The sequence below is a fragment of the Roseomonas chloroacetimidivorans genome (assembly GCF_049629625.1).
Taxonomy (GTDB): domain Bacteria; phylum Pseudomonadota; class Alphaproteobacteria; order Acetobacterales; family Acetobacteraceae; genus Roseomonas; species Roseomonas chloroacetimidivorans.
The window spans coordinates 26992-46851 of record NZ_JBNBZS010000013.1; the positions used below are offsets into that span (position 1 = coordinate 26992).

The following is a 19860-nucleotide window of genomic DNA, read 5'->3' on the forward strand; positions in this document are numbered from 1 at the left end:
CCCTGAGCGCTTCCTGCTGAAACCATCCTGACGCGGTCCGGGGCACCCGTGACCGTGCGGCAGCCGAAAGCCACCAGTCCATGATCTCTCGCTTCCTGCCCGCCACAGCGGCCGCGTTTGGTGTTCTGGCCCTTGCAGCCCTTCCGGCTGCCGCCTCGCCCTGCGGCGACCGAATTGCCGCCCTGGAACGCCGCTTGGATGAGGGCACGGCGGGCGCGGCCGCTGCCTCATCGGGCGGCCAGGGGGTCGCCGCGGCGCGGGAAGGACAGGCATCTCAGCCCGGCACCCGCAATGAGCCAACCGTCCCCTTCCAAAACCCGGCGCGAGAGGCACAGGCAACCCGCCAAACAGCAGAGCAAGGCGGCGGCGGCACCGGGATGGCCGAAGCCAGGGCGGCGCTGAACCGGGCGCGGACACTCGACCAGCAGGGAAACGCGTCGGGCTGCATGGAAGCAGTGACAGAGGCCGAGCATCGGTCCACTGCTGGGCGCTGAGCACCGCCCGTATTCCGGGCGGCCGCGCGACTCGGCGGCGACTCAGTCAAGGCGGAGAAAGGAGTCCGCCTCTTTCGCCCCATTCAAGCGCTACCCGTGTCAGCGCCACCACGCGCTCCAATGCGGCCGAACCGGCGCGGTTTGGCGGCCACTCGATTCGAAGTGCGAGCATGAAGAGTGCCGCGGCACCGGATCGGCGTCGCACCGTCCTGCAGCAGAATGCGGGCGCGGTCCGAAACGCCTCGCGCCGCGCGGTTCATCGCGATCGTCGTGCCGGGCTCGACAGGCATCCGCACCGATGTGACCGACGCTGTAGTCGCGCCGGAGATGCCGTCGTCCCCCGGCGAGCCTGCCGCGATCGGGACCCCGGGGGCGAAAGCCGAGCTCGGCATCCGCCAGGCCGCGCGCATAGCAGACCTCACGGTTGCACCGTGTCGCTAGGGCAGGCATAGAGGATACTACCCGTCACGGCTTGTCCATCGCCTACAGCCACAAGGTCACCTCATGTTCGTGCAGGATTACGGGGGGGGCCCCGAGCGGTTCCGTGCGCTCGCCGCCGAAATCGGCACCTCCGTGTTAGCTGCCGATGCCGATGAGGTCGACCAAGCCGGCCGCTGGCCCGAGCGCGGTATGCGCGCGCTCGCCGAAGCCGGGCTGATGGGTCTTCACATTCCGGAACGCTTCGGTGGACACGAGCAGGGGCTGCTGGCGCTAGCGACGGTCACCGAGGAATTGGGCCGTCATTGCAGCTCGACGGCGATGTGCTTCGGCATGCATAGCGTCGCCGCAAAGGTACTCGCCTCCAAAGCCACTGCGGATCACGAGGAGCGGTTCCTCCGCCCGATCGCCGAGGGTCGCCACATCACATCCCTGGCGCTCAGCGAGCCGGGCACCGGCGTTCACTTCTTCCTTCCTCGCACCCAGTTCCGTGCCGAGGCGGAGAACGTCATTCTCGACGGCCAGAAGAGCTTCGTTACAAGTGGCGGCTGGGCCGACTCCTATGTCATGTCTGCCGTTCCGCCCGGCGAGGAGCTCGATCCAGGCACCTTCACCTGCTTTGCAGTCGAAGCGTCGACGCCAGGTCTCCGTTGGCAGCATGACTGGAATGGCTTCGGCATGCGCGGCAACAGCTCGCGCTCCGTGCGCCTCGAGGAGGCGCGCATTCCTCGCCGGAACATGCTTGGCGCCGAGGGCGACGAGATCTGGTACGTCTTTGAGGTTGTCGCACCCTATTTCATCATCGCGATGTCCGGAGTCTATCTCGGCATCGCACGGGCTGCGCTCGACGCGACAATCGCGCAGCTCAAGGACCGCAGGCACGAGCATACCGGTGAGTCGCTGAGCGAAGTACCCGTGCTGTCCCAGCAGGTTGCCGACATGTGGATTGCGGTTCAACGAACGCGCCAGCTGATCTACGAGGCAGCCCGGATGGGCGATCTGGGCGACCCGCAGACAGCGCTGGCGCTCTTCGCCTCTAAGGCCGACGTGGCGGAAATGGCCGCGTTCGTGACGCAGCAGGCGATGATTCTCAGCGGCGGACGCGGATACGGGCAGAACAGCGTGATCGCGCGTCTGATGCGCGATGCCCAGGCCGCGCATGTCATGGCACCGAGCACGCAGCTGATAAAAACCTGGCTTGGCCGTTCTCTTCTCAACCTACCGCTGCTTTAGGCTCTCCAGGATGGACACTTCCCACGTGTCCCGCGTGGTTCTTGTTGGCTTCCGGCAGGAATTCGACGGCCTTTTCGCCCTGCTCAAATCCCTGGCTGAAGCATTCGAAGTTGAAATCCACGAGGTAAACGAGCGGGGCGAGGTCCAGCCGGAGGGAATCGTATCTGCGGCACCGGATGTGGTAGTCCTGGGGCCGTCCGTGGCAAGCCCCCTGCCCTTAGCGCGCGAGGTGCGGGCCACGAGCCCGCGGTCACAGATCGTTTTCGTGCTGCCTTCGGAGCGGCTCGAGCGGTTCCGGACGAGCCTTCCATTCGTCCCGCGACTTGCGTCCTCCTGGACGGCTGATGCGGCTTCCGCGCCGGCAAGTCTGGCGGCGCTGCTCAGCGATGCTGCGCGGGCCTCGCGCGAGCGCACCGCCACAGCGCTCGTTCTCGGACGAATCAACCAGCAGCTCGCAGCCGGCAAGACCGCCCCCGCTCAACTCCGACGGTCACAGATGGCGCTTTCGGAACGCTATCTCGCGACCGTTCTCACCCAATCGCCGGACGGCTTCATCGCCGTCCGCGGGGATGGCGGAGTCGTCGCGTATAATGACGCGGCGTCTCACATGTTCGGCTCGGCACTCGACCTCGCGCATGCAGGCTCGGTGCTGGATCTATTTCCTGTAACGGAACGGGCAACCCTCCAGGAATTGCTCGAACGGGCATCGCTCGGCGAAACGCTGGCGAGTGTCGAGGTAGGCATCGAGGCGCGCGAGGGTGGCCAGTCCTTTCTCGACCTATCGCTCGCACCGGTGGTCGATGAAACGGGTAGTGTGGCGAGCATCTCGATCACCGCGCGCGACGTCAGCGAGCGCAAACGCGCTGCGCTGCACCAGCAGCTTCTCATCAACGAGCTCAACCACCGCGTGAGGAACACGCTCGCGATCGTGCAGGGGCTCGCGCACCAATCATTCCGCAGCGGCGTCGACCCAGCCACGGGACGAGCGACATTCGAGGCGCGGCTCGCTGCGCTCGCAGCTGCCCACAGCCTGCTGACCGGGCAGAGCTGGGAGCCTGCGTCGCTCGGGGACATCATTAGGAGCTCTGTCGCAGCAACTGCCGGCGCCGATGTCAGCCGGGTCACGCTCGAGGGTCCCCATATTCTTGTTGAGCCGCAGACGGCGGTCGCGGTCGCAATGGCGGCGCATGAGCTGTGCACGAACGCGATCAAATATGGCGCACTGTCGAGTGCCGCCGGCGCCGTCGAGGTGCGATGGAGCGTGGACGGCCGTGGAGATGACGCGCGGCTACGACTGCGTTGGGCCGAGACCGGCGGCCCACCTGTCGAGCCCCCCACCCGCCGGGGCTTCGGAACGCGCATGCTCGAGCGTGGACTGGCTGTGGAGCTGCGCGGCAGCGCACATCTGGAGTTCCGAAGGATGGGGTTGGTCTGTACGATCGACGCGCCGCTGCCACGAGTGAAGGGCTGACCAACGCTTGCCTGCTAGCGCTTGCTCGTGCTGGAGGACGAGCCGGTAGGCTCGGCGCACCGGTACGTGCCATCCCCATCGTTGCCAACTGGCAGCCATGCGGTGTGCTTTGAGGGTGGTGGCATCGATCATCAGCCGATCCAGTTCACCCGCCCCGCCGGCGAGCCCGCCGAAAATTCATGACGTGGATGATGCCGTTGACCACCCGCTGGTCGTCGGTCCGGCGCACCCTGTGACAAAGCGGAAAGTAGGGCGCAATCCGCCGAATCGGCGCCTTCGTCAGCCAGAACAGGCCAGCCATGGCAGCAGCTCCGGTCGCCACGGATTCAGCCAAGTAGGTCAGCCTCTACCCCGGATTGCTGGGTCCTGCGCACCAGCCTTGGCCATTTCCACAGGCCGACTCATGATGGTTTGTTCCTGGAGGGATGCCACGGTCGCATGAAGATGAGCCAGGACGGCTCGCAGGGCCGGTGTGACTGGCCGCATGGGACTCAGGGCGACCATCAGCTTGGCCCGGAGCGGCGGGTCGCCGATCGGACGCAGCACGTAGCGGCGGTCCTTCAACTCCCGGGTCAGACCTGCCCGCGGAAGAACACTCCAGGCAATGCCACGTTCAACCAGGGCTCTGATGCCCGCGAGGCTGTCCACCTCCAGGAGCCGCGTGAGGTCCGGGCGCGCGCCGGCAGCATGCAACGCACGGCGGAGCCCATGCTGCCGATCCGGCAGGATTAGGTCGAGCCTGCTCAGCCGTGATACGGGAACGGGACCCTGCGCCGGGATGTCGCCTGCATGCCGGCTGCGGGCGAAAAGCAGCAACTCCTCCTCGGCGAGCAACTCCGCAGAGATGGTGCGGCTGCGGCGGCTGTCATAGAGGATGGCCAGGTCCAGCCGCCCCTCTGTCAGCCACTGGTTTACGAAGCCGCTGAAGCCGTCCACCAGGCGAATTTGCAGATGCGGGTAGGTTCGGCGCAGCGATCCGAAGATGGACTCCGCCAGGTGCACGGACATGAAGGTCGGTACGCCCAGCACCACCCGGCCGCGCGGGACATCGTCGTCGAGCAGGGCGGGAAGGCTAGCGATCGCGGCGAGGAGAGGGCGCGCCGCTTCGACAAGCCTTTGCCCATCCGCCGTCAGTCGCGCGCCGCGCCCGTGGCGGTAGAGCAGCGGGCGGCCAAGTTCCTGCTCCAGCAGCGCGATCTGACGGGACAGGCTCGGCTGGGCCAGGCCGAGCGCGGACGCGGCGCGGCTGAAGGTGCCGTGCTCGGCGATGGCCAGGAGGGATCGAAGCCGGGTCTGGTCCATAGCATGCCGCTATAGCTGGTAATCGCAGCCGCCGCATCGGCTGCGGCGGTATGCCCATGTCATGGAACAGATCAGAACCGCCGCCGCCATCCTCGTCGATATGCTGGCCGCCCGCGGCGTCGACCGCGCTTTCTGCGTGCCCGGGGAATCCTACATCGCCCTGCTGGATGCGCTGCATGGGCATCCCGGCCTGGACCTCGTGACCTGCCGTCACGAGGGCGGCGCCGGCTTCATGGCGGTGACGGATGCCAGGCTCACAGGCCGTCCGGGCGTGGTGCTCGTCTCCCGCGGCCCCGGTGCCTGCAACGCCGCCATCGCCCTGCACACCGCCGAGCAGGACGCGGTACCGCTCCTCCTCATCATCGGCCAGGTGGAGCAGCGCGACCTCCGCCGTCGCGCCTTCCAGGAGATCGACTACGAGGCGATGTTCGGCAGCATCGCCAAATGGGTGGGCGAGGCGACGCACGCGGACCAGGTGCCAGAGCTCGTCGCCCGCGCCTGGAACATGGCCACGCAGGGCGTACCCGGCCCCGTGGTTCTTTCGCTGCCCGAAGACGTTCTGGCCGCTCCCTGCCTCGCCACCGCGCCGCCAACCACGGCATTGGTTCCGGCGGCGCTGTCCACAGCAGACGCAAAAAGGCTAGCTGACCTCCTGCGCCATTCGGAGCGCCCCATCCTCCTGGCTGGCCACGGGCTGGACGTCCCTGGCGGGCGGGAGGCGCTGCTGACCTTTGCAGAGACGTGGCAGCTGCCGGTCGCCGTATCCTTCCGCCGACAGGATCTCTTCCCGAACCGGCACCCGCTCTATGCCGGCGATCTCGGCCTCCGGAACCCCGACGCGCAGCGCGAGGCCTTCGCCGAGGCGGATCTGGTGGTGGCGCTGGGTACGCGCCTGACCGACATCACCACCCAGGGCTATAGCTGGCCGGCTGCCGGGCAGCGCCTCGTGCATGTCTGCGCGGAGCAGCGCTTCCTGGGCTGGCAATTCCCGGCTGAGCTGGCCGTCGCCGGCGCGGCCACCAGCGTGCTGGACGCCATGGCCGGCCAGGTGCCTTCCCAGCCGGCCACGCGCCCCGCCTGGCTGCGGCGGCTCTATGCCTTGCAAGAGGCCGACAGCCGTCTCACCGTGCCATCTTGCCCCGACGGCATCGCCTTCTCGCGCGTGGCGCAGATCGTCGGTGAATGCGCACCGGGCAATGCAATCGTCACGCTGGATGCCGGAACCTTCGCGGCGCCTTTTTACCGCAAGCTGGCCTGGGCGCCGCCCCAGCGGCTTCTCGCTCCCATCTCGGGTGCCATGGGCTTCGGCGTGCCCGCCGCAGTCGCGGCCGCGCTGCGACATCCCGACCGGACGGTGATCTGTGCCGTCGGCGATGGCGGCGTGCTGATGACGGGGCAGGAACTGGCCGTGGGCATGGCGCGCGGCGCCCAAATCAAGCTACTCATTTCGGAGAACGGCAGCTACGCCTCGATCCGGATACACCAGGAGAGAAGCCATCCCGGCCGCCCCTCCGGCACTGCGCTCGTGAATCCAGATCTCGGAACCTGGGCCGCATCCTTCGGCGCTCCCGTCCTGCGCGTCCGGAACGACGGGGATCTTCCTGCCCTGGCAGCCGCCCTGCGCGCGCCTGGTCCCATGGTGGCGGTGGTTCGAACGTCCCTCCAGGCCGTGTTGCCCGAGGCAGCGAAGCGGGGTGTGCAAGAAGCTGCCGACCTTCCTCTGCCCGGTAGCGGCTAATCCGCCAGCAGCCACGCCGGCACGATCGGCGGACAAACAACAAAGAACCAACAGGAGGAAGAGACGCCATGACCACCCTGCTACGTCGGCACCTGATGCTCAGCACCGCAGCCCTTGCCGCCAGCCCGGCCTGGGCCGCCGAGACGGACTGGCCCGTACGCGCGATCACGATCATTGCCCCGAACCCGCCTGGGGGCGGCACGGATTTCGCGGCGCGACTATTCCAGGAACCACTGAGCCAGCTTCTTGGCCAGCAGGTCGTCGTCGAGAATCGCTCGGGCGGCAACGGGAATGTCGGTATCCTCGCCGTCGCGCGGGCCAAGCCGGACGGCTACACGCTGCTGCTGCAATACTCCGGCTACCATGGCGCGAATTCCGTGCTGACGCCCGACATCGGCTGGGATCCGAACCGGGACCTGGCGGCCGTCGGCATGGCGACCGTCTCGCCCCATGTGATCTTCGCCAGCCCGGCCCTGCCCGTGCGGAACCTGACGGAGCTGGTGGCTCATATCCGCGCCAATCCCGGGCGGGTCACCTACGCCTCCGCCGGCACAGGCTCGGTCCAGAACTTCGCCGGCCTCCAGCTGGCAAAGCTTGTTGGCGCGCCCATGCTCCACGTGCCGTATCGTGGCGCCGCCCCTGCCCTGCAGGACGTCGCCGGCGGGCGGGTGGACCTCCTCATCACCACGCCATCCTCCGCCATGTCGCTGCTGAGGGGCGGGCAGGTCAGAGCCCTCGCGGTTGCCAGCGACGCGCGGCTGGCTGCCTTGCCTGAGGTGCCCACATCGGCAGAGGCCGGACTGCCCGGCTATGTCGTGGATGCTTGGTTCGCCATTTTCGCGCCCGCCGGCACCCCGCAAGACATTCTGCTGAAGATCAACGAGGCCCTTCGCCGCGCGACGACTCAACCAAGGGTACAAGAGATCGCCACAGCGGCGGGCGCGCAGCTCCGCCCCCTGAGCGTCGCGGAGATGGACGCGCTGGCGCGGCGGGAGGTGGAGACGACAGGACGCCTGGTCAGGGAAGCCGGCCTTCGGATCGAATAGCCGCCGAAAAGTTCGGGCGCGGCATGAAGCAGTGATCGCCCGTTCGGCAGGGATTCCACCGCCTGTAATTGCTTTAACAGTGACCCGGAGTTCCTGCCTAACCCTTTCCTGGCTCCAATCGCTAAGGGTCCGTTTTACGCGATGGAGCTGGTCGTAGGCGACCTCGGCACCTGTGCGGGGCTGCGTGCCAACGGCCATGCAAAGGTATCGGATGCCGAGGGGCACCGATTCCCGGCCCTCTATGCCGCAGGCAGTGATATGGCGAGCATCATGGGGGCACTATCCCGGCGGCGGCATTACGCTCGGCCCGGCGCTCACCTTTGGCTGTATTGCCGCGCAGCACATGGCGGAAGCCCCCGACGAGGCCGCGATGCGTAACAGCGCCGAGCCGATCAGCGCCTGAAGAGCATGCACATTTCGGGTCTTGCCGGCGCGGACGGCGTTGCTGCCCCTCACCCGGTCCGACCGGGGAGCCGTCAGGCTGCCCCTTCGGTCAGGTCGAAACGGGTCACCTCCTCAAGCGTGTTGCCGAACCAAGCATCGATCGCGCAGCTGCGCCGGCCCAGCGCGACCATGCCGCCGCTCTTGTCGAGGCCGAGCGGCAGATCGTGGCCCGGGAGGAGCACGGTTCCAGGAATCTCGCGCCAGGTCGCGTTCAGCCGCTCGATTGAGGCGGCGTGGGCAACCGCGTCCAGCGTCATATCCGCGTGGCCTGTGGCAAGTTCGGAGCGGTTCTTCGCGACGTCGGCCGAGAAAATGGTGCGCGGCGAGCCCTCCAGCACGAAGACGAGGTGGTGCATCGTGTGCCCGGGCGCGGTGAAGCAGGTAATGCCCGGCAGGCCCGTACCGCCATCCTCCAGCCGCTGCAGGCGCGGGACCCGCGCCAACTCGCGGATGGTGAATTCCGGGTAGAGCGGATCACCGTCCGGCAGGGTTAAAGCCACCTCCAGCTCCCCCGCGCCGACATGGATCGTCGCGCGGGAAAACATCGGCCAGTTCAGACAGTGGTCATAATGCAGGTGGGTGAGCAGGAGATCCGTTACCTGGTCCGGCGCCACGCCGGCTGACTGGAGCTGCGTGAGAAGTTGCCGCCGCGCCCCAAAGCCCCCAGTGTCCAGAACAGCGATGCGCCCCTCGGGCCCGCGCGCCAGGGCGACCGTGCTCCAGCCCAGCCCGCCATGATACTTCGACTTTCCGGGATAGCCCTGAAGAAGGCACTGAACGCTCCAGGACACCACCTCGCGCTTCCTCATTCCCTTCATCGTCCGCCAGGAGTGTTCGCGGCTTCTTGCATTTTTGTCAAAGAAAATGCTCTCTGCGGCATAGAAGCCGGCTGACGGATCAGCAAAGCGGAGGACGACAAGCCTATGCAAAGGAGAACCGTAATAGGGGCGGCTGCAGCCCTGCCCGCCTGGACCCTCGCCGGACGGGCCTCCGCGCAGGGCGAGACCTGGCCGGACCGCCCGGTGCTTATGATCGTGCCCTATGCGCCGGGCGGCTCCAATGACGTGGTGGCGCGGCTGCTCACGCCGGGGCTGCAGGCCGCATTCGGGCGCTCTTTCGTGGTAGAGAACCGCGCGGGCGGGGGCGGCGCAGTTGGCATGGGCCAGGTCGCGCGCGCGAAGCCCGACGGCTACACACTTCTTGTCTCCTCCGCCTCGAACCACGTGTTCAACCATCTGGTCGTGCCGGACCAGGGCTACGACCCGCGCGAGGCGCTCTCAGCCATCGCCATGATGGTGGACGTGCCGAACGCCCTGGCCGTGCATCCCTCCCTCGGCGTTTCGGATGTGCAGGGGCTTCTGGCGAAGATCCGGGCAACACGCGGCGGGCTGAGCTTCGCCTCGACCGGTGTCGGCAGCAGCAATCATCTTGCAGGCGAGCTGCTGCGGCTCCGCACTGGGGTCGAGTTAAACCACGTGCCTTACCGCGGCGGTGGCCCGGCCTTGTCGGACCTGATCGCGGGCACGGTCCCCATGGCCTTTCTCAACCTTCCGACCGTGCTTCCGGCCCATGAGGCCGGGCAGGTGAAAATCCTTGGCGTCGGCGGCAAGTCCCGTCTCTCCAGCCGGCCGGACATCCGGACCATCGCGGAGCAGGGCGTGCCTGACTACAATGTCCAGTCCTGGACCGGCCTCTTCGCCCCTGCCGGGACGCCGCAATCCATCATCAACCGGCTCTCCGCGGAAATACGCAACCTGCTCGGCCAGCCAGCTATGCGGCAGCGCCTGAAGGATCTGGGATCGGAGGATATCTGGAGCGGCCCGGCCGAGACCGACGCCTTCGTACGCGCTGAGTTTGAACGTTGGGCACCCATCGTGAAGCAGAGCGGCGCGACCAACAACTGAAGCCACCCGGCGGGCCAGCCCCATGCAGGGCCAGCCCGCCGCCTGATCAGGCAGCCAGCGCCTTCACCGCGTCCAGATCCGCCGTGGCAACGGTTACGCCATCGCGGCGGGCCTTGGCGTGCATCGCGATCTCTCGGTCCCCGGGCGCCATGACCGGCTGCGCCGGATCGGCGGGCGGCGTGCTGCGTAGGATGGCGCCGAAATCCGCCATGCGCTCCCGCAGCCAATCGGCGGCATGCAGTTTCGTCGTGTCGATCAGAATGAAGACGTGGCCGAGATTCTGCGCCGCTTCCGGGTTCTTATCCCAGGCCTGCACATGCGTCAGGTAGGCGGCGCCCGACAGCAGCCCGGCCAGCAGGTCCACCATCACCGCCAGGCCGTATCCCTTGTGTCCGCCCACGGGGAGCAGAAAGCCCTCCAGCCCCCTCTTCGGGTCAGTCGTCGGCTTTCCGTCCGCATCCGCCGCCCATCCCTCGGGCATGGCCTGCCCCTGTTGCAGGAGCTTGCGGATCTTGGCGCGCGCCGCAACCGAGAGCGCAATGTCCAGGATGATGGGATCGCCACCGGGATTGGGCATGCCGATGCCCATCGGATTGTTGCCGACGCGCGTGTCCTTCCCGCCCCAGGGCGCGATGGTGGTTGTCGCGTTGCTGGCGATGATGCTGGCGAAGCCTTGTTCCGCCGCGAGGAAGGCATAGGGCAGGATCGGGCCGAAATGGTTGCTGCCGCGGGCAAAGGCCGCCCCGATACCTACCTCCCGGGCGGAGTCCATGGCGGCCTGCAACGCGCGCATGCCAATCAGGGGCCCGATGCCGTTGCGCCCGTCCACCATGGTGAGGCCCGGCGCCATCCGCGCGACCTGCACCTCAGCCATGGCGTCGATGCCGCCCACACGCACGCGGTCCAGGTACTGCGCCACGCGGCTGATGCCATGGGTACGCACGCCAAACATATCGGCCAGCACGAGCACCTGCGCGGCGAGCGCGGCTTCCCCCTCCCGCATGCCTCCGCGCGTCAGGGCATGTGTGGCAAGGTCCAGGAGGTCGCGTTCGGGAATGGTGGTCTCGGTCATGCTCGTCCTTCGTTGATCGGCCGCCAGGATCCGATCTGCCCTCCGGGCCGACCGGCGCATTGCGGATGATGGCAGCGGACTTCTGTGTTTCCTCGCGGGCAAGTTGGGAAAGCCGCATGGGTCCAGCTGCGGCCCATGGCCAGCGCCAGTGCGGCGGTCTGGGTCAGGTCACGGCGTGTGATCATGGCACGCGTTCCCTCGGTCTTCTGCTGCCATAACCATCCTGCATGTTAGAAGCAAGAAATGCAATTATCGGGCTCAGGCTTTCCGGTGGTTTGCTGCGGGGCACCGCTCCGCTCTACCGAGCCCACCGAAACGGGAGATTCCGCACCACATGTCCGAGACGCCAACCAACACCGTCTCGCAGATCGTTCAGGCCCTGGCTGAGGATGTGAGCGCCGGAGTGCTGCTTCCCGGCGCGCATCTCTCGGCACAGCGCCTGGCTGACCGCTTCGGGGTCTCCCGCTTCCCCGTGGGGCAGGCGCTGCGGGTGCTGGCCGATCACGGTGTCGCCACAACGGCACCGCGCCGCGGCTTCTTCGTGGCCCCAGATGGCGGCGCCCCGGCCGCGGCCCTGGCAGGGCGCCGCAGGCCGGAAGGACTGGCAGCCATCTACTTCGCCATCGCCGAGGATCGTGTGGCCGGGCGGCTTCCGGACACCATCTCGGAAGCCGCACTGCGCGAGCGCTACCGCGTCACGCGTGGCCAACTCGCCCAACTCCTGGACCGGATCGCCGCGGAAGGCTGGGCCGAGCGCAAGGCGGGCTACGGCTGGCGCTTCTCGTCGGTGCTGACCACCCCGGACGCCTTGGAGCAGACCTACCGCCTCCGCCTGGCGATCGAGCCCGCGAGCCTGTTGGAGCCGGGTTATCGGCTGGACCCGGCCGTGGCTGCTCGTTGCCGGGCGGTGGAGGAGCACATGCTGGCCGGTGGGATCGAGACAGCCTCCTCAGATGCGCTCTACGAACGCGGCGTTCGCTACCACGAGGCGATCGTCGGCGCCTCAGGCAATCCCTTCATGCTCGAGGCGCTGCAGCGCGTGAACCGGGTGCGGCGTCTTCTGATCTACCGCTCGCTCACTGACAGGCAGCGCTATTACGGACAGGCGCGCGAGCACCTGGCGATCCTGGACCTGCTGCAGGCCGGGTGCCGCGAGGATGCGTCGGCTGCCCTTCGGGCACATCTCGCGTCGGTGATGGAAAGCCTTTCCGCCGTGCGGCCTCTGCTGGAGACGGGAAGCGGCACCACCGGAGAAGGCTAGACATGGAGAGCCCCGCAGAAAACCGCGCAAGCGCAGTCCAATCAGCTCCGCCCTGCCCTCGACATGAACAAGCTGCACACCGCGTAAGGAGCGATAATCAGGTCCGGTACTGGCGCTTCAGACCGGAGCAGGTCGCCACGCCTGAACGGCCCATGCGGCAGGCTCGGTCTTCAGTTCGAGATATCCACCAAAGCCGAAGCGCACAGTGGAAAGGATCTTATCCGCCTAAGTATGATTCTGGCGTGAGCGGAAGCAGACGAAGAGCGACACTGACAGCATATCCGCCGGAACCGCCTGCTCAACCTTGCCGCCCATCCGCTCCAGGCCGATCATCCCGAGCTGCATCTTCACCCTCTAACTTCGACAGAATAGGAACTGGTGGGTTCCATGCATCGTTTCGCTTAACCGGCAGGCGGCGCATGCGCCCCGACAGGTCCGGCCAGTTCCGTCGGTAGAACACGCCCAGCTTGAGGCGCCTCCCCAGATGTCTTGGCCCAAGCCAGTCAATCCCCGGAGAAATCGTCGCGGCTCACCCGGCGCACAGAACCGCAGGGCTCTCTGCCTCAAAGGGCGCACAGGCCTCGGGCGGCGCATTCGTCACAAGGGTCCAGCCTGGCGGCAGAGGCGCCCAGAAGGGCTGCCCGGCCCGGTTCAGCTTGGAGGCGTCTGCCAGCACGACGGTGGACCGTGCCTGGCGAATCATCAACGACTTCAGCGATACCTGCTCCAGCGTTGCCTCGCAGAGGCCATGGCCGGGCATCACGCCGTCCGCACTCATGAAGACATGGTCGGCGGTCACATGGCGCAGCGCCTGCTCCGCCACCGGCCCGACAGTGCTCATGCTGATCGGCCGCACCTTCCCGCCCAGCACGACCAATTCGATCTCCGGCGCATCGGCGAGCACCGGGATCAAGGGCAAATTATTCGTCACGACACGAAGCCGGCGCCCGCGCAGCAGGCGTCCCAGCGTCTCCACCGTCGATCCGCCATCAAGGATCACGGTTTCACCATCGGAAATCAGAGAGAGGGCGGTACGCGCGATGGCCGCCTTGGCGGCCTGGTTCTGCCCGGAACGTGCGCCAAGGCTGGCTTCATGGGATGACCCGGCCAGAATCGCCCCGCCATAGGTGCGCGCGATCGCCCGCTTCGCCGAGAGCGCCTTCAGATCGCGCCGGATCGTGGAGGCTGAGACGCCGAAGCGCGCAGCCAGCCCGTCCACATCCGCATCGCCAGCGGCGAGTGCCTCCAGGATCTCGTCGTGGCGTGTTCGCCTGCGTTTCATGAGGTGAAGTCTACCTCAGTGGCACCGAGGCGGCGATCCCGGGAGGAGCCACCCTCCCGGTGCGGCGCCTCAGGCCGCAGCCGCTTCCCGCTTAGGGGCGAGATCCACCGCCTGCTTCAGAGCCTCCACGAGCGAGCCCTCATCAGCAATGCCCTTGCCGGCGATGTCGAAGGCCGTTCCGTGGTCCACCGAGGTGCGAATGACTGGCAGGCCAACGGTGATATTCACACCCGCCTCCAGGCCCATCACCTTCACCGGGCCATGGCCCTGGTCATGGTACATGGCGACCACCAGGTCGAAATCGCCGCGGGCGGCGCGGAAGAACAACGTATCGGCGGGCAGCGGGCCCTCCACCTTCCAGCCCTTGGCCTGGCAGGCCTGCACGGCGGGGATGATCTTCTGCTCTTCCTCGCCATGGCCGAACAGGCCGTTCTCGCCGGCATGCGGGTTGATGCCGCACACGCCGATGCGCGGGTCGGCGATGCCGGACTTCACCAGCGTCGCGTGGCCGCGGGCAATCACGCGCTCCACCAGGCCCGGCTCGATCTTCTTGATCGCGTCAATCAGGCCGATATGGGTGGTCACGTGGATTACCCGCAGCTTGGGCGCCACCAGCATCATGGACACCTCCGGCGTGCCGGTCAGATGGGCCAGCAGCTCGGTATGCCCGGGATATTTGTGCCCGGCTGCGTGCAGCGCTTCCTTAGAAAGCGGGGCGGTGCAGATGGCGTCGGCCTGACCGGCCTCAACGAGGCGCGTTGCGCGTTCGATATAACGATACGCCCCCTCCCCCGCCAACGGGGAGAGCTTGCCAAAGGGATGGCCGGCGGGAACGACGCCAACGTCGATGCAGTCCACCGTTCCGCGGATGTAGCGCGCGCCGGCGGGATCTGGCAGCGCCCTCACATCCAGGCCCTTCTGCACGATCGCCTCAGCCTCGCGCAGGCGGGTGGCGTCGCCCACGACCAACGGGCGGCACATGGCATAGACGTCCTCTCGTGCCAGCGCCTTCATAATGATTTCCGGACCGATGCCGGAGGCATCGCCCATGGTGATAGCGATGATGGGGCGGGTATCGGTGCTCATGGAGAGGTCTCCCGGGAAAGGTCACGCAGACGCTGAAGGCTGCGGAGAATGGTTCCGTCGTTGCCGAAAGCACCGGCCTTGGTCATGACCGGCACCTGAATCGCCCCTTGGGTAACGCCGAGCGGCACGCCGGCCTCGACCTCGTCCAGCAGACGGATTCCATGGACGCCGAGATGGCTGAGCAGGGCACAAGCGGTCTCGCCGCCCGTGGCGAAAAGGGCGCCCATGCGGGCCCCGGCCGGAGCAAGCAGTTCTCCGAGCGCGGCGGCCAGGGTCGCACCCTGGGACAGGTCGGCCACCGAGGCATCCACGATCAGAACCAGCGTGTCGCGCCCGGAGGCCAGCGAATCCGCCACTGCGTCGGAGACTGACGCCCAGCGCGAGTCGGCGGGACCGGCGCGCAACAGGCCCACCGGAACCTCGAAGAGGGTGGCAGCATCCTCGCCGACCAGCCGCGCCGCCGCGGCGCGCGAGGCCTCCGCGATGCTCCCGACGACAACGAGCACGCCGCCGCGCGGGGTTGGAACGGCGCCGTGCGGCGCACCGGCATCCGGCAGGGCGGCGGCCAGCGCGGCGGCGATGCCGCCGGAGCCGATCCAGAAGACCTGGCCAGCCATGGGCAGGCTGGCCCGGGCAAGCGTGTCGAGATCCTCGGGTGCGGCGGCATCGCAGACCACCGCATCCAGACCCTGATCGATCGCGGCGCGCAACGCGCCGGCCAGCGGCGCCTCGCCCTGTCGCACGAGATCAATCGGCAGCAGGCGTGCCGAAAGACCGACGGAGGCCAAAACTTCCGTCAGCGTGGCGCTCTGGTAGGTATGATCGCGAGCCCAAAGCGGAGTGGCTTCCAGCGGCACGCCATTCATATGCACGCGCCCGCCCTCGGTCGTACGACCGGTGGCTGGAAAGGCGGGAGCCACGATCGCCAGGGCCGGCCGCCCGGCCTCACGCAGCGCGCGGCATGTGGCGGCGAGTTCCGCGGCGGGCTGCCCGCGCAAGGTCGAATCGATCTTCTTGATCAGGCCCTGGCCGGGGCGATGGCGGGCGCGCAGCAGAGCAACATGGCGTGCTGCCGCGTCCTCCGGCGAAAGCCGCCGGCTATCAGCATCCACTGCCAGCACATCGGCGCCCGAAGTGACCTCAACGCCATGCCAGCCCACCGAAGCATCCAGCCCGCGCCGCGCGAAGGCGATGCCGCAATCGGCCGCGCCGGTGAGATCGTCGGCGAGGATCAGCCAGTTCCGCGTCATGCCTGGGCTCTTCAAGCGGCCGCGTTCGGCTGCGGCGGCCGGCCGAAGCGCCGGGCCGTCCAGGCCGTCAGCAACGGCACGAGCACCGTCGTGACGATCACCGCCGCTGCGACCAGGATGGTCGCCGGGCCCGCCGCCGGCGCATAGACCGGATTGGCCGCCGCCACGATGGCGGGAACGGCCGCTGCGTTACCCGCGGTGGAGGCGGCCGCCACACCCGCAACACCCGTGCCGCCGATCATGCGGTCGGCGAAGAAGAGCGGGATCCCCGTGAGGACCACGACCGCCACGCCCAGGCCCAGCCCCAGCAACCCGGCCTGCCAGACCTTCGTCAGGTCGAGCCCGCTGCCGAGGGCGAAGGCGAAGAACGGAATCATCACGGGAATGGCGCGGCTCAGGAACTCGCGCATGTCACGGTCCAGGTTGCCAAGGATCATGCCGACCAGCAGGGGCAAGATGGAGCCCACCAGCGTCGGCCAGGGAAAGGCGGAAAGACCAGCGACGCCGAGTGTCACCATGGTCAGGAAGGGGCCGGATTCCAGCGTCATGACGGTGTAGGCGCCGACGTCGCGAGGTTCGCCGTACTGGCCCATCAGCGCCATGTAGAGACCGCCATTGGTGTCGTTCATCGCGGCGACGATGGCGAGCGTGGACAGGCCAGCGAAGACACCGGAGGTGATCGGTGCCTCGCCCAGAACCTGGCCGAAGACCACGCCCAGCAGGATGGCCACGCCGATCTTCACGCCAAAGAGGGTGCCGCCCTTCTTGAGGATGTAGGGTGTCGCCTTGAAATCGATGCTGGCGCCCATGCAGACATAGAACACGGCCAGGATGGTCAGCGCCCCGGAGAAAAGCGCCCCGGTAAAGGAACCGAAGAATTTCGGCGTGTCCGGGAAGAAGGTGGCGATGAGGGCCCCGAGTGCCAGGGGTACCACCATCATGCCGCCCGGCACCCGCTCAATGCCGCGCTTGATGGGGATCTGCATGGACGTTCTCCTACCGGCGCCTAGGGCAGTGCGCTTCCGCTCGTATGCGGAAATTCCGGCGCTGCTTCTGCGCATCTTCCCGGAAAGTCAACCAGTTCTGCGCGGTTCGCGCATTTTTGTGCCTCAAAGGACCAGCCTTCCCGGCCCTCACACACTACCGTGACGGCCCGGAACATGGGTCGATGGTTGAATCCTGCCTACCGGAGGAGAACGCCCCCTCGACATTCCTGCACGCTTCGCGCATTAGCGTCTGCGCAATTCAATCATGTAAACGACTATCGGGGTGACTGAAGCGCCCCGGCGAGGGAGGATGATGCGATGAGAAGCGTGTCCCATTCGTCCCCGCCCACAGGATGGAGCCCCACGCCGTGAGCGCAGCCCTTTCGTCACCCGCCGCGGACACTGCCCAGCTGGTCGAAGCCTTGGCCGCCATCGTGGGGCGCCAGCACGTCGTGGCGATCAACGAGGACCAGGAGCCCTATGTGGTGGACTGGCGCGGCCGTTACCACGGCCAGGCCGCCGCTGTGGTGAAGCCCGCCGACACCGCCCAGGTCGCCGATGTGGTGCGGCTCTGCGCCGAGAGGGGCGTGGTGATCGTTCCCCAGGGCGGAAACACCGGCATGTGCGGCGCCGCTACCCCGGATGCATCAGGCCAGGCGGTGGTACTGCGGCTGGACCGGCTGAACCGCATCCGTGCCATCAGCGCCCTGGCCAACTCCATCACCGTGGAAGCCGGCTGCATCCTGCAGAATATCCAGGAGGCAGCAGCCGGGGTGGACCGCCTCTTCCCGCTCAGCCTCGGCGCCGAGGGCAGTTGCCAGATCGGCGGCAACATTTCCACCAATGCGGGCGGAACAGCCGTGCTGCGCTACGGCAACACGCGGGAACTGGTGCTGGGGCTTGAGGTGGTGCTGCCAGATGGTTCGGTGCTGAACCGTCTCCACGGGCTGCGCAAGAACTCCTCCGGCTATGACCTGAAGCAGCTCTTCATCGGCGCCGAGGGCACGCTGGGCATTGTCACCGCCGCCTCGCTCAAGCTCTTCCCTCGTCCCCGCGTCTCGGCGCTTGCCATGGTAGCATTGCCGGAGATCGAAGCGGCGCTGACCCTGATGGGCCGCCTGCGCGACATGGTGGGCGATCGGCTGGCGAGCCTTGAGGCAATGTCGCGTCCCCAGATCGAGGTCATCGCCGAGAACGTCCCGGACGTGGCGATTCCCTTCGCGCTGGAAGCCCCCTGGTACTTGCTGATCGAGCTGACAGACACGCTCGCCAGCACTGATCTTCGTACGTCGCTTGAGGAATTGCTCGGCACCGCCTTCGAGGAAGGGCTGGTGACCGATGCGGTGATTGCCGAGAGCGGCGCCCAGGCGGAGGCACTGTGGAAAATCCGCCACTCCGTCTCGGAGGGCAGCAAGCGCGCCGGCTACGTCGTCAGCCATGACAGCGTGGTGCCGTTGGAGAACCAGGCGCTCTTCGCCCGCAATGTGGAGCGCCGCCTTCGCGAGGTGGCGCCGGACGCCCGCATCGTGATGCACGGCCATATCGGAGACGGGAACATCCATGTCCTCGCCATCCTGGACGCCAAGCGCTTCCCGGATGCTGCCACGGCCGCACCGATGGTCGCGCAGATCAACGCGGTGGTGGATGACGAAACCGCCAAGCTTGGCGGCGTGATCAGCGCCGAGCATGGCATTGGCATCAGCAATCGTGGCCGCCTTGGCCGCGTCACAGACCCCGCCGAGATCGCGCTGATGCGCCGGATCAAGGCGTTGATCGATCCCGCCGGGATGATGAACCCCGGCAAGGTTCTTCCCCCCGAGGCCTGAATGGCCTGCAGATTGGCCAGAGAGGAAACACACACATGAACCGCCGCACGCTTCTCGGGACCGCCCTCGGTTCGGCGCTCGCCCTGCCATCTATCGCCCGGGCGGAAGGAGGCACCTGGCCAACGCGCCCCGTCCGCCTGGTCGTGCCCTATCCCCCGGGCGGGGCCACCGACGTGATCGCGCGAGTCTATGCAGACCATATGAGCCAGACGCTGGGCCAGCCCGTGGTGATCGAGAACCGCCCGGGCGCCAGCGGCAATATCGGTATTGACGCGGTCGCGAAGGCAGCGCCGGACGGCTACACGATTGGCGCCGGCACGGTCAGCAATTTCTCGATCAATCAGTACCTCTACAAATCCGTTCCCTACGATATCGAGAAGGACCTCCGCCCGATCGCGCTGGGCTGGGAGTTCCCCAACATCGCCGTCGTGGCGCCGGGCAAAGTGCCAGCCAAGACGCTGCAGGAGTTCATTACCTGGGCGAAGTCCAAGCGAGGCGGCATCACCTATGGCTCCACCGGCGTCGGCACCACCACGCATCTCTCCTCCGCCATGCTGTTCAGCCGCTTGGGGATCGAGGCAGTACACGTGCCCTATCGCGGTGCCTCGCAGATCCAGCCAGCCTTGCTGAGCGGCGACATCGACTTCGCCATCGATGGCGTGGCGTCCTACCAGGCGCTGGTCGAGGCCGGGCAGATCCGGGCATTGGCCGTGACCAGCGCGGAGCGTTGGCCAACCCTGCCGCAAATTCCGACGATGGCCGAGTCCGGAATGGAGAACTTTGTCGTGACGGTTTGGGGCGGCTTCGTGGCCCCGGCTGCGACACCGAATGCGGTCGTCGAGCGTCTGAACGCCGCGCTCAAGGCGACGGTGGACGATGCGTCGCAGCGCGAGCGCTTTGCCCGCGTCGGCGCGAAGCCGATCTGGACCTCGGCCGCCGATGCCGCCGCGCGCGCCGCCAAGGAGCGGCCGATGTGGCGGGAGACCATTGAGAAGTCCGGCGCACAGGCGGACTGAGCACAGCAGTT

At 67.3% G+C, this 19860-nt stretch carries 19 protein-coding genes and 1 pseudogene; 11 read left to right on the forward strand and 9 right to left on the reverse strand.

Annotated elements, in window-relative coordinates; genetic code table 11:
• Nucleotides 1-80: 80 nt before the first annotated feature.
• From ACO1BU_RS11840 to ACO1BU_RS11850, 3 genes are all read left to right on the forward strand, one after another.
• A complete protein-coding gene (locus tag ACO1BU_RS11840) occupies nucleotides 81-494 on the forward strand; it encodes a hypothetical protein (protein ID WP_424136153.1) in 414 nt (137 codons plus the stop codon).
• Between the two features lie 504 nt (nucleotides 495-998).
• On the forward strand, nucleotides 999-2165 hold the full coding sequence (locus ACO1BU_RS11845) for an acyl-CoA dehydrogenase family protein (protein ID WP_424136154.1): 1167 nt from the start codon (nucleotides 999-1001) through the stop codon (nucleotides 2163-2165).
• Nucleotides 2166-2190: 25 nt separating this feature from the next.
• The gene (locus ACO1BU_RS11850) at nucleotides 2191-3636 is read left to right on the forward strand and encodes a sensor histidine kinase (protein WP_424136155.1); all 1446 of its coding nucleotides are present in this window, start codon (nucleotides 2191-2193) and stop codon (nucleotides 3634-3636) included.
• Between the two features lie 145 nt (nucleotides 3637-3781).
• On the opposite strand, the gene ACO1BU_RS11855 is transcribed toward ACO1BU_RS11850, so the two are convergent.
• The gene (locus ACO1BU_RS11855; RefSeq protein WP_424136156.1) at nucleotides 3782-3937 is read right to left on the reverse strand and encodes a hypothetical protein; all 156 of its coding nucleotides are present in this window, start codon (nucleotides 3935-3937) and stop codon (nucleotides 3782-3784) included.
• Nucleotides 3938-3975: 38 nt separating this feature from the next.
• Nucleotides 3976-4938 (reverse strand): LysR family transcriptional regulator, encoded by a 963-nt coding sequence (locus ACO1BU_RS11860; RefSeq protein ID WP_424136157.1) that lies wholly within the window; start codon nucleotides 4936-4938, stop codon nucleotides 3976-3978.
• Nucleotides 4939-4999: 61 nt separating this feature from the next.
• On the opposite strand from ACO1BU_RS11860, the gene ACO1BU_RS11865 reads away from it, so the two are divergent.
• The 4 genes and pseudogenes from ACO1BU_RS11865 (at nucleotide 5000) to ACO1BU_RS11880 (ending at nucleotide 8125) form a co-directional block, all read left to right on the forward strand.
• Nucleotides 5000-6676, forward strand: a complete 1677-nt coding sequence (locus ACO1BU_RS11865) for a thiamine pyrophosphate-binding protein (RefSeq protein ID WP_424136158.1) — start codon at nucleotides 5000-5002, stop codon at nucleotides 6674-6676.
• Between the two features lie 68 nt (nucleotides 6677-6744).
• Nucleotides 6745-7722, forward strand: a complete 978-nt coding sequence (locus ACO1BU_RS11870) for a Bug family tripartite tricarboxylate transporter substrate binding protein (protein WP_424136159.1) — start codon at nucleotides 6745-6747, stop codon at nucleotides 7720-7722.
• A 141-nt stretch (nucleotides 7723-7863) separates the two neighbouring features.
• Nucleotides 7864-7944: pseudogene (locus ACO1BU_RS11875) on the forward strand (hypothetical protein); the annotation flags it as partial.
• 19 nt (nucleotides 7945-7963) lie between these two features.
• Entirely contained in the window at nucleotides 7964-8125 is a 162-nt protein-coding gene (locus ACO1BU_RS11880) for a hypothetical protein (protein ID WP_424136284.1), read from the forward strand.
• A 73-nt stretch (nucleotides 8126-8198) separates the two neighbouring features.
• Here ACO1BU_RS11880 and ACO1BU_RS11885 read toward each other — a convergent pair whose 3' ends face one another.
• On the reverse strand, nucleotides 8199-8984 hold the full coding sequence (locus ACO1BU_RS11885) for an MBL fold metallo-hydrolase (RefSeq protein ID WP_424136160.1): 786 nt from the start codon (nucleotides 8982-8984) through the stop codon (nucleotides 8199-8201).
• A 105-nt stretch (nucleotides 8985-9089) separates the two neighbouring features.
• Here ACO1BU_RS11885 and ACO1BU_RS11890 point away from each other — a divergent pair, with 105 nt between their 5' ends.
• Nucleotides 9090-10070 (forward strand): Bug family tripartite tricarboxylate transporter substrate binding protein, encoded by a 981-nt coding sequence (locus ACO1BU_RS11890; RefSeq protein WP_424136161.1) that lies wholly within the window; start codon nucleotides 9090-9092, stop codon nucleotides 10068-10070.
• A 46-nt stretch (nucleotides 10071-10116) separates the two neighbouring features.
• Here the strand turns inward: ACO1BU_RS11890 and ACO1BU_RS11895 are convergent, their stop codons facing one another.
• Complete coding sequence (locus ACO1BU_RS11895) at nucleotides 10117-11142, reverse strand: Ldh family oxidoreductase (RefSeq protein ID WP_424136162.1); 1026 nt, start codon at nucleotides 11140-11142, stop codon at nucleotides 10117-10119.
• A 334-nt stretch (nucleotides 11143-11476) separates the two neighbouring features.
• On the opposite strand from ACO1BU_RS11895, the gene ACO1BU_RS11900 reads away from it, so the two are divergent.
• Nucleotides 11477-12403 carry a GntR family transcriptional regulator gene (locus ACO1BU_RS11900; protein WP_424136163.1) on the forward strand — a complete coding sequence of 309 codons (927 nt, stop codon included), beginning with the start codon at nucleotides 11477-11479 and terminating at the stop codon, nucleotides 12401-12403.
• A gap of 225 nt (nucleotides 12404-12628) precedes the next feature.
• On the opposite strand, the gene ACO1BU_RS11905 is transcribed toward ACO1BU_RS11900, so the two are convergent.
• The 5 genes from ACO1BU_RS11905 to ACO1BU_RS11925 form a co-directional block, all read right to left on the reverse strand.
• Nucleotides 12629-12754, reverse strand: coding sequence for a hypothetical protein (locus tag ACO1BU_RS11905; protein WP_424136164.1), 126 nt, complete (start codon nucleotides 12752-12754; stop codon nucleotides 12629-12631).
• Nucleotides 12755-12932: 178 nt separating this feature from the next.
• On the reverse strand, nucleotides 12933-13685 hold the full coding sequence (locus ACO1BU_RS11910; protein WP_424136165.1) for a DeoR/GlpR family DNA-binding transcription regulator: 753 nt from the start codon (nucleotides 13683-13685) through the stop codon (nucleotides 12933-12935).
• A 69-nt stretch (nucleotides 13686-13754) separates the two neighbouring features.
• A complete protein-coding gene (gene pdxA / locus ACO1BU_RS11915; RefSeq protein WP_424136166.1) occupies nucleotides 13755-14771 on the reverse strand; it encodes a 4-hydroxythreonine-4-phosphate dehydrogenase PdxA in 1017 nt (338 codons plus the stop codon).
• On the reverse strand, nucleotides 14768-16021 hold the full coding sequence (locus ACO1BU_RS11920) for a four-carbon acid sugar kinase family protein (protein WP_424136167.1): 1254 nt from the start codon (nucleotides 16019-16021) through the stop codon (nucleotides 14768-14770). The genes pdxA and ACO1BU_RS11920 overlap by 4 nt, the downstream gene beginning before the upstream one ends.
• A gap of 11 nt (nucleotides 16022-16032) precedes the next feature.
• Nucleotides 16033-17007, reverse strand: coding sequence for a 2-keto-3-deoxygluconate permease (locus ACO1BU_RS11925; RefSeq protein ID WP_424136168.1), 975 nt, complete (start codon nucleotides 17005-17007; stop codon nucleotides 16033-16035).
• A gap of 368 nt (nucleotides 17008-17375) precedes the next feature.
• Here ACO1BU_RS11925 and ACO1BU_RS11930 point away from each other — a divergent pair, with 368 nt between their 5' ends.
• Together ACO1BU_RS11930 and ACO1BU_RS11935 are read left to right on the forward strand one after the other, a co-directional pair.
• Complete coding sequence (locus ACO1BU_RS11930; protein ID WP_424136169.1) at nucleotides 17376-18833, forward strand: FAD-binding oxidoreductase; 1458 nt, start codon at nucleotides 17376-17378, stop codon at nucleotides 18831-18833.
• A 35-nt stretch (nucleotides 18834-18868) separates the two neighbouring features.
• Entirely contained in the window at nucleotides 18869-19849 is a 981-nt protein-coding gene (locus ACO1BU_RS11935; RefSeq protein ID WP_424136170.1) for a Bug family tripartite tricarboxylate transporter substrate binding protein, read from the forward strand.
• Nucleotides 19850-19860: the final 11 nt, after the last annotated feature.

Excerpts from the sequence above, each read along its gene's own strand:
- ACO1BU_RS11925 (WP_424136168.1), bottom strand. The coding sequence starts at position 17,007 with ATGCAGATCCCCATCAAGCGCGGCATTGAGCGGGTGCCGGGCGGCATG.
- ACO1BU_RS11855 (WP_424136156.1), bottom strand. The coding sequence starts at position 3,937 with ATGGCTGGCCTGTTCTGGCTGACGAAGGCGCCGATTCGGCGGATTGCG.
- ACO1BU_RS11910 (WP_424136165.1), bottom strand. The coding sequence starts at position 13,685 with ATGAAACGCAGGCGAACACGCCACGACGAGATCCTGGAGGCACTCGCC.
- ACO1BU_RS11880 (WP_424136284.1), top strand. The coding sequence starts at position 7,964 with ATGCCGCAGGCAGTGATATGGCGAGCATCATGGGGGCACTATCCCGGC.
- ACO1BU_RS11870 (WP_424136159.1), top strand. The coding sequence starts at position 6,745 with ATGACCACCCTGCTACGTCGGCACCTGATGCTCAGCACCGCAGCCCTT.
- ACO1BU_RS11900 (WP_424136163.1), top strand. The coding sequence starts at position 11,477 with ATGTCCGAGACGCCAACCAACACCGTCTCGCAGATCGTTCAGGCCCTG.
- pdxA (WP_424136166.1), bottom strand. The coding sequence starts at position 14,771 with ATGAGCACCGATACCCGCCCCATCATCGCTATCACCATGGGCGATGCC.
- ACO1BU_RS11935 (WP_424136170.1), top strand. The coding sequence starts at position 18,869 with ATGAACCGCCGCACGCTTCTCGGGACCGCCCTCGGTTCGGCGCTCGCC.
- ACO1BU_RS11860 (WP_424136157.1), bottom strand. The coding sequence starts at position 4,938 with ATGGACCAGACCCGGCTTCGATCCCTCCTGGCCATCGCCGAGCACGGC.
- ACO1BU_RS11845 (WP_424136154.1), top strand. The coding sequence starts at position 999 with ATGTTCGTGCAGGATTACGGGGGGGGCCCCGAGCGGTTCCGTGCGCTC.
- ACO1BU_RS11840 (WP_424136153.1), top strand. The coding sequence starts at position 81 with ATGATCTCTCGCTTCCTGCCCGCCACAGCGGCCGCGTTTGGTGTTCTG.
- ACO1BU_RS11890 (WP_424136161.1), top strand. The coding sequence starts at position 9,090 with ATGCAAAGGAGAACCGTAATAGGGGCGGCTGCAGCCCTGCCCGCCTGG.
- ACO1BU_RS11865 (WP_424136158.1), top strand. The coding sequence starts at position 5,000 with ATGGAACAGATCAGAACCGCCGCCGCCATCCTCGTCGATATGCTGGCC.
- ACO1BU_RS11920 (WP_424136167.1), bottom strand. The coding sequence starts at position 16,021 with ATGACGCGGAACTGGCTGATCCTCGCCGACGATCTCACCGGCGCGGCC.
- ACO1BU_RS11885 (WP_424136160.1), bottom strand. The coding sequence starts at position 8,984 with ATGAAGGGAATGAGGAAGCGCGAGGTGGTGTCCTGGAGCGTTCAGTGC.
- ACO1BU_RS11895 (WP_424136162.1), bottom strand. The coding sequence starts at position 11,142 with ATGACCGAGACCACCATTCCCGAACGCGACCTCCTGGACCTTGCCACA.